Origin of the sequence: Tomitella fengzijianii (assembly GCF_007559025.1) — a bacterium.
GTDB lineage: Bacteria > Actinomycetota > Actinomycetes > Mycobacteriales > Mycobacteriaceae > Tomitella > Tomitella fengzijianii.
In genome coordinates this window covers 1,841,801-1,853,885 of the sequence record NZ_CP041765.1, presented here as the reverse complement: position 1 = coordinate 1,853,885, position 12,085 = coordinate 1,841,801, and the positions used below count along the sequence as shown (strand labels likewise).

Sequence of the window (12,085 nt, the reverse complement as noted above, 5' to 3'; positions counted from 1 at the left end):
GAGGATCGCGAGGTGAGGATGGGGTCGCCGCGTGGCGCGAACCGGGGCCCGCGGGGGAGGTCAGCGCAGGGGTGCGTCGGTCGCAGCGCGCACCTGATCCGCGGTGACGCCGGGCGCGGTTTCCACGAGCACGAACCCGTCGGCGTTCACGTCGATCACCGCCAGATCGGTGATGATCCGCTGCACCACCGCGCGGCCGGTGAGCGGCAGCGTGCAGCGCTCCACCAGCTTGGCGCCGCCGCGCTTGTCGCTGTGCTCCATCAGGACGAGGACCTTCTTGGCCCCGTGCACCAGGTCCATGGCGCCGCCCATGCCCTTGACCATCTGTCCCGGCACGACCCAGTTCGCCAGGTCGCCGCCGGCGGACACCTGCATACCGCCGAGGACCGCCGTGTCGATGTGGCGGCCGCGGATCATGCCGAACGAGGTCGCCGAGTCGAAGAAGGCCGCACCGGCGCGCACCGTCACGGTTTCCTTGCCCGCGTTGATGAGGTCGGCGTCCATCGTCTCGGCCGTCGGGTACCGCCCGGTGCCGAGGATCCCGTTCTCACTGTGCAAGGTGACGTGGACTCCGTCGGGCAGGTGATCGGGGATCAGCGTGGGAAGCCCGATCCCCAGGTTCACGTACTCACCGGAACGGAGTTCCCTGGCTGCGCGGGCGGCCATCTGCGTCCGGGTCCAGCCGCGGAGGGCCGGTTCTGCAATCGCGGTCATGTCAGTCCTCCACGGCATCGCGCACGGTGCGCTTCTCGATGTACTTGTTCTGCGGCCCGGCGTGCACGATCCGGTCGACGAAGATCCCGGGCAGGTGCACCTGGGCGGGGTCGATCTCGCCGGCCTCGACCAGGTTTTCCACCTGGGCTATGCACACCTTGCCGGCCATGGCGGCCAGCGGGTTGAAGTTCCTGGCTGCGAGGTTGAACACGAGGTTCCCCTCGGTGTCGCCGGTGTGGGCGTGCACGAGCGCGTAGTCCGCCGTGATCGCGTTCTCCAACACGTACTCGCGATCGGACCAGGCGCCCGGGAAGGACCGGACCTCCTTGGGCGGCGAGGTGACCGCGACGCTCCCATCCGGGGCGTACCGGACGGGGATTCCGCCGTCGGCGACGGGTGTGCCCACCCCGGCCGGGGTGAAGAAGGCCGGGATGCCGGCGCCGCCGCAGCGCAGACGCTCGGAGAGCGTGCCCTGCGGGGTCAGCTCCACGTCCAGCTCCCCGCTCAGGTATTGCTTCGCGAAGAGTGCGTTGCCCCCGATGAAGGAGGCGATGATGCGGCGGATGCGCCCGGCTGCGAGCAGCAGGCCCAGACCGTAATCCTCTGTCCCGCAGTTGTTCGAGATCACCTCGAAGCCGCCCGCGTCGCCGGCCGCGAGGGCTTCGACGAGCAGGTCCGGCACGCCCGAAGCGCCGAACCCGCCGACCGCCAGCGATGCGCCATCCGGGATATCGGCCACCGCGTCGGCTGCCGAAGCCCACACCTTCCGCGTCGTCACGTCGCCGTCCACCTTGGCGGACGCCGGAGCCGTCGCCGTCATCGGATCGCCGCCGATGCTCCGGACGATGCCGTCTGCCGATCCGCGGTGGATTCGATCAGTTCGGCGAGCAGTTCCTCGGCGCGCGGCCAGGGGCCGAAACCCGCGGCCGGGTTGAGGTGACCGACGGCGCCGAGATCGACGAGGCGACTGCCCCAGACCTCGGCCATTCCGGTCACGCGCCGATAGCGCGCCAGCGGGTCGTCGGTGCTGATGCCCAACAGGCTCGGGAATGGCAGGACGCGCCGCGGGATCGGCAGCCATCCGCCCTGGTCGAGCTCCTCGAGCGTCGGGTGCGGCGAGGGCATCGGCTCCTCCATGTCGGCCGGCGTCATCAGCAGGGCGCCCTGGATCTCGCGGGTCGGCTCCTGCGCCCAGTGCACCGTGCTCAGCACGCCGGCACTGTGGGCGACCAGGACCACCGGGCCTTCCACCTCTGCGAGTACCGCGTCGAGTGCGGCCACGCGGGCCTTCCTGCTCAGCGGCGTCGTCTCGAGGGGCTGCACGGTGCGGACCGTGCGGCCCAGGCCCGCGGCGAGGTGTGTCTGCCAGTGGTCGTCGACGTGACCGCGCAGGCCCGGGACGATGACGACGGTGGGATCGTGCGAGGTGGTCACAGGGAGCTCCGATCGTATTTTGCGGCGGTCTTCTCGACCGTGACGGCGAGGCGGCGCAGTCCCGCCGGGTGCAGCCGCCGGCCGATGATGAGGGCGATGATCGCGGGGATGTAGACGAGGGGCGCCAGGCTCATCGACTGGACCAGGCCCAGGTGGTCGGCGAGGACGCCGACGACGAACGGGCCGAGCGCCAGACCGAGCAGGTTGTTGGCCACCGTCAGGCTGCCCATCGCGGAGGCGCGGATGCTCTCGTGCGTCAGGTTGGCCACCATGGCCGCGGTGGGCCCGGAGGATCCCGCGGAGAAGAACGCGCCGATGCACAGCAGCAGGATCTGGACGAAGCCGGTGCCCAACGAGAAGCCGATGCCCAGGCACACCAGCGAGATCGCGCAGTATGCGACGGCGGTGTACCACTTGCGCATCACGTCCAGCCGGCCCACCCTGTCGGTGATCATGCCGCACACGACCATCCCTGTACCGACCAGCAGGACGATGCCGGAGGCGGCCAGCGCCGCTTTGTCGAGGTCCATGTCGTAGAACCGGGTGAAGAAGCTCGGCGTCCACGCCAGCAGCACTGCGGCCGTGAACATCTGCAGGCCGCCGCCGATGTAGGCGCAGAGCACGGCCGGGTTGGTGAACAGGCTCGAGATCGGTGCCCGCATGCGCGCGGATCCGGCTCCGGTGTCTGCGATGTCCTCACGCACCGCGTGGTCGGCCAGCCTCGATTCGTTGACGATGAGGCGGAAGGCGATGACGAGGATCAGCCCCAGGACGGCCATGGCGACGAACGCCCAGCGCCAGCCGAACTGGACGGCGATGACGCCGCCGAGTGCTACGCCTACGACCGAGCCGAAGGACCCGCCGGCCATGAACGTCCCGCTCAGCGTCGCGTGCAGCTTGGAGCGGAAGATGCCCAGCACCAGCGCGATCCCGACGCTGCCGTACGCGGCCTCGCCGACGCCGACGAGGAAGCGCGCGCCCAGCATCTGCTCGTAGTTCTGCGCGATCGCGCAGAACACCGTGGCGATGCTCCACAGAGTCGCCATGACGACCAGGCTCCGGACGCGTCCGTACCGGTCGGCGATCAGCGACAGGGGAAGCGTGAGGATGCCGACCGACAGCGCGACGATGCTCGTCAGCGAGGCCAGGTGCGAGTCCGACAGCGACCACTCGGATTTCAGCAGCGGGAACACCGCGCTGAGCACCTGGCGGGACATGTAGTCGGACAGCAGCAGCGCGAACGCCAGCCCGAAGACTATCCACGGATAGATCCGTCGCTTCGTGGACTTCATCGGCGGCTTCGGCTGTGACGTCTGGCTGTCGTGGGAGTCGTCCGGGGGTTCGATCCGGACATCGGGGAGATCGAGGGAGTCGGCTTTCAGTGCCATGACTTGCTCCTGAAATCAAGGGTAGAACAGCGCGGGGAGCTGCGGGTGCGCGTGCGGAAGATGAGGGCGGTGTGTGCCGGCGGCGGGGGAGACGGGGAGTTCCGGGGGCGGGAAGCCGGGAGGGGCGCAGGTGCGCGGCGGGGACGGAGGCGCGGCAAGGGTGGAGGCGCGGGGGAGTCGGGGCCGGGGGTGCGGTGGCGGAGGCCCCTATTCCGGCTGCGGCGCCGGGTCACGGCGCCGCAGCCGGTCGGGAGTGCTGGTCAGGCGTGCTGGGTGAAGCCGACCTGGCCGGGGCGGCGGTTGGGCGCGTAGCCGAGCCTGGCGAGTGTCTCGTCCGCGTCGGCGTAGGACTCGCCGATCCGGTAGATGTCGCGGGCCTCCTTGCCGGTGGCCACCTCACGGCCGAGCTCGTTCGCGATACGCACGAGCTGGCGCACCTGCTCGACCGAGGTCATCTTGGTGCCCTTACGGCCCCAGATCGTGTCCTCGTTTCCGCACCGGCTGTGCAGGCCCATCGCGATCGCCATCGCATTGACCGGCACCACGCTGCGCATCAGCGTCTCGAGAGTCAGGATCGCGCCGTCCGGAACCCGGTTGATGAAGTTCATGATGTTGTACGGGTTGGGGCCGTCGAAGCCGCCGCCGATACCCACCCAGGTGACATTCAGCGGTCCGGTGTAGACGCCGCGGCGGATCAGCCGTTCGACGGTCTCGAGCTGTGGGATGCTCGAGAGCTGGAAATGCGGCTGGATGCCGGCCGCCTGCAGGCGGCGCAGGTGCTCCTCGACCCACTCGGGGCCGGCCGGCACCGTCATCTCGCGGTAGGCGGCCGCGAGGTCCTCGCGCTCCATCGACGTGCCCGCGATGTCGTCCGCGGTCATCAGCTCCATGATGTTCATCTGGCTGGTGTTGATCGCGATGGTGACCTGATCCGGCGCCGGATCCAGCTCTGCGAGCATGTGCCGAGTGTCGTCGGACAGCCACTTGGCGTCGGCCCCGTCGCCCTCCGGGGCGAAGGAGATCGAGCCGCCGACCTGCAGGATCATGTCCGGCACGGCCTCACGCAGGCCCGCGAGGAGCTCGTTGAACTTCGACAGGCGCTTGGAGCCGTGTCCGTCGAGCTCACGCACGTGGATGTGCAGCACCGTGGCACCGGCCTCGTAGCAGTCCACCGCCTGCTGCACGTGCTCCTCGATAGTCAGGGGCAGATCCTCGCGGAAATCGTCGAGCTCCCACTCCGGGCCGTACGGGGCGCAGGTGATGACCAGCTTGTCCTGGACCTCGGGGAAGAGCGCGTCGTCGTGGAAATGCATGGTGATGCTCCGTTCTGAATCGGTTTCGGTTGAATCGGGGGTGGGAAGAAGGTGAAGCCGTTGCGGTCAGAAGGGGCGGTCGCCGGCGATCCCGGCCCGCTCCATCTGCCGGACCGCCGGCCAGTAGTCCTGCACCGCGTAGTGCTGGGTCGACCGGTTGTCCCAGATGACGACGCTGCCGGCCGTCCACCGCCAGCGAACCTGGTATTCGGGGATCGATGCCTGGCTGACGAGGTACTGCAGCAGGTCGCTCGCACCGGGCGCGTAGTCGATCCCGTACCGCACGTTCTCGTCGGTGTGGTAGTTCGTCAGGTGTGTGGCGAAGCTGTTGACGAACAGGATCTTCTCGCCGGTCTCCGGGTGGGTGCGCACCACGGGATGCTCCGGATCCGGGTAGCGCTCCTTGAGGGCGAGCCGCTGCTCGATCGGCATCCGGCCGCCGAAGGTGGACTCGATGCTGTGCCGGGCACGCAGACCGCCGATGCGGTCCTTGACGTGCTGCGGCAGCCGCTCGTAGGCCAGCGCCATGTTGACCCAGATGGTGTCGCCGCCGACCGCCGGCGATTCCACGCACCGCAGCACCGCACCCATCGGCGGGTTGTTGCGCCAGGTGGCGTCGCAGTGGAACGCATTCTCGAACCGGTCGACCGGGGTGTCGGCGTCCTTGTAGATGCGGACCAGGCCGGGGTGGTCCGGGTCGCACCCGAGCACAGGATGGTCCTCCAGCGGGCCGAAGCGCTCGGCGAGGGTCACGTGATCCGCCCGGGCCAGATCCTGGTCCCGGAAGAACAGCACCTTGTGCTCCAGGAGCAGCGCGCGGAGCCGTGCGAACAGGTCGTCGTCGTGCGCCGCGTCCCCGAGGTCGAGGCCACTCACCTCGGCGCCGAGTGCGCACGAGAGCCTCTCGACGGTCAGCGGCGTGCGACTGCGCCTTCCGGTGCGGGCCGGGTCCGTGGGCACCGGTGCCGGCGCAGGACGGGTGAGTGTGGCCATGACTTTTGCTCCTTTTCTTGCAGTCGAAACGGTCAGGGTGCGCCGGAAGGCGCGTTCGATGTCAGGGGAGGAGGACGGACGATCCGATGCTGCGTCCGGTCTCGAGCTCCTTGTGCGCCAGCACGGCGTCCTCGAGCGCGTAGCGCTGGTTGACCTTGATGTCGATGTCGCCGGCGGCGACGTGGGAGAACAGCTCGCCGGCGAGCTCGGCGCGCTCGGCGGGGTCCGCGATGTAGTCGGCCAGGGCCGGACGCGTGACGAACAGGGAGCCCTTGGACGCGAGCTGCATAGCGTCGATCGGGGGGATGGGGCCCGAGGCGGTGCCGAAGCACACGAGGAGCCCGCGCCGGGACAGCGCGTCGAGTGAGTTGTGGAAGGTGGTCTTGCCGATGCTGTCGAACACCACCGGAACGCCCTGTCCGTCCGTGAGCTCGCGCACCTTCGCGGCCACGTCGTCGACCTGCGTGTGCACGATCACGTCGGAACACCCGTTGGCGCGAGCGATCTCGGCCTTCGCCTCGGTGGAGACGGTGCCGATCACGTTGATGCCGAGCAGCGCCGCCCACTGAGTGAAGATGAGTCCGACCCCGCCCGCGGCCGCGGTCAGCAGGACCGTGTCGCCGGACTTGAGCGGGTGGATCCGGCGCAACAGGTACGAAGCGGTCAGCCCGCGCATCGTCATCGCCGCGGCCGTCTCGCAGCTGATCGCGTCCGGAATTCGGATCAGGTGGGACGCCGGCATGACGCGGGAGGTGCTGTACGCGCCGAGCGGACTGCCGGTGTAGGTGACACGGTCACCGGCGCTGAAGCCCTCGACGCCCGAACCCACCGCCTCGATGACGCCCGACGCCTCGACGCCCATGCCGTTCGGCAGGGGGACCGGGTAGAGCCCCGTACGGAAGTAGGTGTCGGCGAAGTTCAGGCCCACCGCCTCGTGGCGGATGCGGACCTCGCCCTGCCCGGGGTCGCCCACCTCGACCGACTCCCACTGCATGACCTCGGGTCCGCCGGTCTCGTAGAATCGAATGGCCTTCGCCACTGTGTCCTCCTCGTCGATGTGCGATCCGCTCGCCGGAACCGGGATCACTGCGCCTCGGTGATGCGCAGACCGGGCGCCTTTCGCCTGGTGGACCCGGGTCGTGTATGACCTGCGACCGGAATTCCTCGCTATGTGATGTCCACAACATTAGGATTCGGGAGGCGAGATTACTTATCATTACGGGACATACTTTTATGCGAGATGGGACACAGTTCACCTGGGTCAGCGAAGGAGACGCGGAAGCGATGAGACAGGGGAGACGGGACGGGGGAGACGGGACGGGGGAGACGGGAGTTGACCGGATGAAGCCGCTCGCGCGCTACGCGTCGCTCAACAAGTTCTTCGATCTGTGCCGGTCCCTTGACACCGACCCGGTGCCCCTGATCCGGGCGGCGAACCTCGACCTCGCAAGTCTGCGACAGCAGGACCGCTGGGTGCCGGCGGAATCCATCGTGGTGCTGCTGGAACACGCGGCCGCCACCACGCGCCGGGCCGATTTCGGGCTGCGCCTGGCCGCGCTGCGCACGCTGTCCAACCTGGGCCCGCTGAGCATGGCGATGCGCGAGGAGCCCGACGTCCGGCGCGCCCTCCAGATGCTCGTCCGCTACGAGCGCATGTACAACGAGGCGATCCGCACCCGCATGGTCGAAGCCGGCGGCGTCGCCACGATCCGCACCCGGATCGACGTCGGCAGGCCCTCGGATGCGACCGCCCCGCAGTCCGTCGACCTCGCAGTCGGAGTCATCCACGGCGTGCTGTCCGAGTTCCTCGGGCCCGGGTGGCGTCCCGCGAGCGTCTCGTTCGCCCACCCGGAACCGACTGACATCAGCACCTACATCGAGACGTTCCGCACGGTCGTGAAGTTCGGCCAGGACTTCAACGGCGTCGTTCTGCCCTCGAGCGAACTGGATGCGAAGAACCCGCTGTCCGACCCGTTGATGCGCCCGTACGCGCACCAGTTCCTCGACGATGTCGCCTCCAGCCACGAGACGTCGCCGATCGGCAGGGTGCGCGACTTGATCGAGATGCTGCTCCCCACCGGGCGTTGCTCGACCGAGCAGGTGGCGCGCAGCCTCGGCGTGGACAGGAGGACGGTGCACCGGTGGCTGGCGGCCGAAGGCCACACGTTCTCGTCGGTGCTCGACGACGTTCGCGGCGACCTCGGCGCACACCTCGTGACGAACCCGCACAACTCGATGACCGACATCTCAACGATGCTGGGGTTCTCGGCGTCGAGCAACTTCTCGCGGTGGTTCAAGACCCGGTTCGGGATGTCGCCGCGGCAGTGGCGGGCCCGGCGCGCGGCGGAGGACTCGATGCGGTAGACGGCATCGTCGCAGGAAAGAGGAAGTAATCAGCATGCGCTCGGAATCAACCGGCATGTCCGACGACCAGCGACAGGACTTGCTCTGCGATGCAGTTCAACGAATCCAAACCATCCCTTATGCATGGCCCGGGGCCCCGACGGCCGACTACGTCCGTCGTCAGGGAGCGGGAACGTGCGCCGGGAAGCATGCACTGCTCAGCGAGGTACTCGAGCAAGTCGGATTCAGGGCCAGTCGAATCATGGTCGTCGGTCCGCTGGCTCCGTGTGCATGGCCCGATATCCAGGCATCGAGTCACGGACTCCTCGAGGTACACGAGTGCCTGACAGTGGAAACACCTTGGGCTGGGCCGCTTCTGGTAGACGTGACCTGGCATCCGCCGGCGATCCATGCCGGACTACGCGGAACGCTCGACTGGTCTGGGGATTCCGACATGATGTGCGCTGTCGAACCGCATGGCTTCTACGCGGTAGGTGACGAGCATTTCCGTGACCAGAAAGAACTTCTGAGGTCCAGGCTCTACTCGGCAGAAGACCGACAGACTCGCGACCGGCTACTCGCCTTGATCGCAGCGCGCGCAAGCGTGTTGCGGTGACGCCGATCGCGAACTGAACACGTCGGGTGTTGCAAGCGGCATCGGGCGGACACACGCAAAACAAAGCCCCACACTTCCTTTCGTCACAGTGACGTTTTGAGAAGCAGCGGGGGGGAAGCAGGCGAGGAGTCCGGGGTCGGCCGCCGAATCGAAACCTGCGGCCTGCCTGGTGCACAGAGTCAGCCGACCGAGCGCACTGACATGCTTCGCGCCGGCGGATCCCGAAGGTGCGTGACGCTGCTGCAGCGTCACGCACCGCAGCACATGCGGCAGCGGCGACACCCGCGCGCACCGCGGCACGGCCCGCAATGCGGTATCGACCGCATGGTCGTCACAGCCAGCAACATCGGGCGCGTTCACACGGCGCGACCCCTATCCACCCAAGTCAACGAAACGCCGATAATCTACATTATGTCATTTTGGAACCGACGTGCTGCTTCAGAGGGGTCACCCCCACTGTCCCGAGCCCCCTCTCGCGCGTCGCACCCGCCAGCGCCTCGGCTCGCAGAGCGCGATCCCAGCACAACGCCGCTTGTTTCAGCAAAAGGACCTTCCGATGGCAATGGGACATGGGCTAATGACCGAATGAGCATCATGCGTGCCGCTGGCGCCCTGGCCGCGGCCCTTGTCATTGGGCTGGCTGCATCGCCGGCGGAATCGTCGGCGGACTCCGTCGGGCTGAACTACGGCTCCGACGGAGTCGACTATTCCCCATGGGCGGGTGTCCGTCACGCGATCGAGCGCCCCGGCTCGCCTGTGCCTGGAACCGACGAGCAGTGCCGCCCGACGGAGGACAAGCCCCGGCCGGTGATGCTCCTCCACGGGACCGGAATGAACGGACTCAATACGTGGAGCACACTCGCCCCCGCGCTCGCTGCGGAGGGATACTGCGTGTTCGCTCCGACATACGGGGCGTACCCGGAGGCGCCCGGTGTCGGCGGGGTACGCAAGGTCGTCGGCGATGCAGCCGACGAGGTCGCAGCATATGTTGACGAAGTACGGGCACGCACCGGCGCCGAACAGGTAGACCTCGTCGGTCATTCGCTCGGCGCACCGGTAGGGGCATACGTCGCCAAGGCGCTCCGCCCCGGCGACATCGGCACGGTGGTGTTCATCGCCGGATACTGGATGCGGCCAGGCACATCGACGGTCTCGAACTGGCCGGCGCTGCGCCCACTCGAGAAGTCGGGGCGATTGAAGGACGTGATTGCCGCAGGGCCGATCCGAAGCGGCATCGACCTGGTGCGGCCATCGCCGTTGATCGATGCCGTGTGGGCGGGCGGAACGCCGTACCTGGAAGGGGTGCGCTACCGCACGATCGCCTCGGAATTTGACGAGGTGTTCCCGCCGGCGATCGGGTTCGCGGGAGTGGACGGCGGTGAGGACGTCATCGTGCAAGACGGCTGCGACCTCAGCCGAAGCGGTCACATGACCATGCCGTCGGATCCCCGCGTGGTGGATCTCGTGTTGGGCGCGTTGGATCCGAGGTCCACCCGTGCGCCTCGTTGCGTGCCCACGGATCCAATGACCGGCGCCCAGGGAATGACTCCCAGGTAGAGCACCCGAACCGTCTGCGCATTGGAGGCGACCGCACCAGCACTGCATCACGCCTGTCCGCCTTGCTACAGTCGTTCCACCGGCTCCCTGTCCTGGCGACGAGAGGCACCACTTGTCCTCATTCCTCATCCTCATCGCGATCATCCTGATCATCGCAGCAGGTGTGATCGCATACCTGGGATTCCGCGCCAAGCGACAGGCCGAGGCCGCGCAACGGCCCCCGTCGCAGCGGACCGATCCCCTGGGTTCGGCCACGTCGCCCACCTCGACCTTCGGCCCGCGTTCCCTCGGCCCCGGCGCCATCGTGTCCTACTTCGGTGTCGACTACGTCGTCCGTGGAACGCTCACGCTGCGTGAAGGACCGTTCGTCTGGTGGGAGCACCTGCTGGCCAGCGAGGGCGAGCCCAAGTGGCTCAGCGTCGAAGAGGACGACGGCACACTGGAAATGGCGCTCTGGCACAAGCGTCCCGGTCCGTCCACCGCACCCCAGGGCACCGTCCAGATGGAGGGCATCGACTACACCGAGGACGAACGCGGCCGCGCCTCCTACACCACAGAGGGCAACACCGGGCTCCCCTCCGGCGGCGAGATGGACTACGTGGACTTCGTGTCGGCCGACGGCAACAGCCTGCTGGGCTTCGAGCGTTGGGCGCCCGGCCAGGTCTGGGAGGTCTCCGTCGGCAGGACGCTGCTGCCCGGCGAACTCACCGTGTACCCGGCCCCGCCGGCGGGATCCTGAGCACACCCTGTGACATTCCACGTCCTCACCGTGCCGGCCATCGATGTCGAGGCTGACGAGTTGAACCTGATCCTCGGCCGCCCGGCTCCCCCGGCCCTGGCCGAGCTCGTGCTGACGCATCCGAACGGCGGCACCGTGACCCTCGGCGTGCTCGGCGCCTCGCACGTCGTCAGCGTCGGCTCGGGCGTGCAGCACTTCACCGAGCAGATCTCGTGCAATACCGCCCCCCTGCGCACTCCGCTCCCCCGCAGCTTCGAAGACCGGGGTTATCGGCTCGACGCGCAGACTCGGCAGCTGAGCCGCGCGGGGATCGCGCGAGTAGCCGGCCTGCTGCAGGCGCGGTCGGAGGCCGACGCCCGCTGGATCACCGGCCGCTTCCCCGGTGACACGTCCGCGCTGACCAGCCTCGCTGCGAGTCCGGAACGCGATGGCTGGAGCTGGCGCACCTGGCATCTCTACCCCGGCGTCGATCGCGGCACAGTGGTCCGCACCGAAAGCCGGTGGAGAGAATGACGCCGCGGCGCCACTACCTGATAGCAGGTCTCCTCGCGTTCGGCGGCGTCGTGTGCCTGCTGCTCGCGGTCGTCGTGGCCAAGAACATCACGTCGCACATCGACGACACCTACCAGCGCGTGGAGCTCGCCGCGGGCGGGAAGAACTACCGATGCACCGGCGACCCCGCACAGGTGGCCGACGACCTCGCCGCATACAAGTCCCCTCAGGCACGCCAAGCGGACCGCGGCACCGAGTATCTGCGATACGACGACGACATCGTGACCGTCGGCCCGCTCGGCGGCGAGCCCTGCGTGGTCCACGTCGAAGGCCTCAACGCGGGCTACCGCGGTGGCGCATTCGTCTTCCTCGGCCCCGGCTTCTTCCCCGGCGCACCGTCCGGGGGCGCCGGGGGCAGCGGCGGCGGCCCGGGAGGAACCAAATGACCCGAATCATCCTGTCGCCGCGCACAACGCCACGCCCGTCTTCACGCCGG

General features: G+C 68.3%; 12 protein-coding genes. 5 read left to right on the top strand and 7 right to left on the bottom strand.

Annotation, left to right across the window (positions count from 1 at the left end; all coding sequences use genetic code 11):
• Nucleotides 1–60: 60 nt before the first annotated feature.
• From FO059_RS08410 to FO059_RS08380, 7 genes are all read right to left on the bottom strand, one after another.
• Nucleotides 61–714, bottom strand: a complete 654-nt coding sequence (locus tag FO059_RS08410; RefSeq protein ID WP_143907929.1) for a 3-oxoacid CoA-transferase subunit B — start codon at nucleotides 712–714, stop codon at nucleotides 61–63.
• Between the two features lies 1 nt (nucleotide 715).
• The gene (locus FO059_RS08405; RefSeq protein ID WP_143907927.1) at nucleotides 716–1,534 is read right to left on the bottom strand and encodes a CoA transferase subunit A; all 819 of its coding nucleotides are present in this window, start codon (nucleotides 1,532–1,534) and stop codon (nucleotides 716–718) included.
• Complete coding sequence (locus FO059_RS08400) at nucleotides 1,531–2,148, bottom strand: RBBP9/YdeN family alpha/beta hydrolase (protein ID WP_143907925.1); 618 nt, start codon at nucleotides 2,146–2,148, stop codon at nucleotides 1,531–1,533. The genes FO059_RS08405 and FO059_RS08400 overlap by 4 nt, the downstream gene beginning before the upstream one ends.
• Complete coding sequence (locus FO059_RS08395; RefSeq protein WP_143910583.1) at nucleotides 2,145–3,440, bottom strand: MFS transporter; 1,296 nt, start codon at nucleotides 3,438–3,440, stop codon at nucleotides 2,145–2,147. The genes FO059_RS08400 and FO059_RS08395 overlap by 4 nt, the downstream gene beginning before the upstream one ends.
• 356 nt (nucleotides 3,441–3,796) lie before the next feature.
• Nucleotides 3,797–4,849: a BKACE family enzyme gene (locus tag FO059_RS08390; protein ID WP_143907923.1), complete on the bottom strand. Its 1,053-nt coding sequence runs from the start codon at nucleotides 4,847–4,849 to the stop codon at nucleotides 3,797–3,799.
• A 66-nt stretch (nucleotides 4,850–4,915) separates the two neighbouring features.
• On the bottom strand, nucleotides 4,916–5,842 hold the full coding sequence (locus FO059_RS08385; protein WP_143907921.1) for a TauD/TfdA dioxygenase family protein: 927 nt from the start codon (nucleotides 5,840–5,842) through the stop codon (nucleotides 4,916–4,918).
• 61 nt (nucleotides 5,843–5,903) lie between these two features.
• On the bottom strand, nucleotides 5,904–6,881 hold the full coding sequence (locus tag FO059_RS08380) for a quinone oxidoreductase family protein (RefSeq protein WP_143907919.1): 978 nt from the start codon (nucleotides 6,879–6,881) through the stop codon (nucleotides 5,904–5,906).
• A gap of 302 nt (nucleotides 6,882–7,183) precedes the next feature.
• Between FO059_RS08380 and FO059_RS08375 the strand changes: the two genes are divergently transcribed.
• The 5 genes from FO059_RS08375 (at nucleotide 7,184) to FO059_RS08355 (ending at nucleotide 12,035) form a co-directional block, all read left to right on the top strand.
• Nucleotides 7,184–8,206: an AraC family transcriptional regulator gene (locus tag FO059_RS08375; protein WP_143910582.1), complete on the top strand. Its 1,023-nt coding sequence runs from the start codon at nucleotides 7,184–7,186 to the stop codon at nucleotides 8,204–8,206.
• A gap of 1,180 nt (nucleotides 8,207–9,386) precedes the next feature.
• The gene (locus FO059_RS08370; RefSeq protein WP_168226596.1) at nucleotides 9,387–10,358 is read left to right on the top strand and encodes an alpha/beta fold hydrolase; all 972 of its coding nucleotides are present in this window, start codon (nucleotides 9,387–9,389) and stop codon (nucleotides 10,356–10,358) included.
• A gap of 112 nt (nucleotides 10,359–10,470) precedes the next feature.
• Nucleotides 10,471–11,097, top strand: coding sequence for a DUF4178 domain-containing protein (locus tag FO059_RS08365; RefSeq protein ID WP_143907915.1), 627 nt, complete (start codon nucleotides 10,471–10,473; stop codon nucleotides 11,095–11,097).
• Nucleotides 11,098–11,106: 9 nt separating this feature from the next.
• Nucleotides 11,107–11,610: a DUF2617 family protein gene (locus FO059_RS08360; protein ID WP_143907913.1), complete on the top strand. Its 504-nt coding sequence runs from the start codon at nucleotides 11,107–11,109 to the stop codon at nucleotides 11,608–11,610.
• Nucleotides 11,607–12,035: a DUF4247 domain-containing protein gene (locus tag FO059_RS08355; RefSeq protein WP_143907911.1), complete on the top strand. Its 429-nt coding sequence runs from the start codon at nucleotides 11,607–11,609 to the stop codon at nucleotides 12,033–12,035. The genes FO059_RS08360 and FO059_RS08355 overlap by 4 nt, the downstream gene beginning before the upstream one ends.
• The last annotated feature ends 50 nt before the right edge of the window (nucleotides 12,036–12,085 follow it).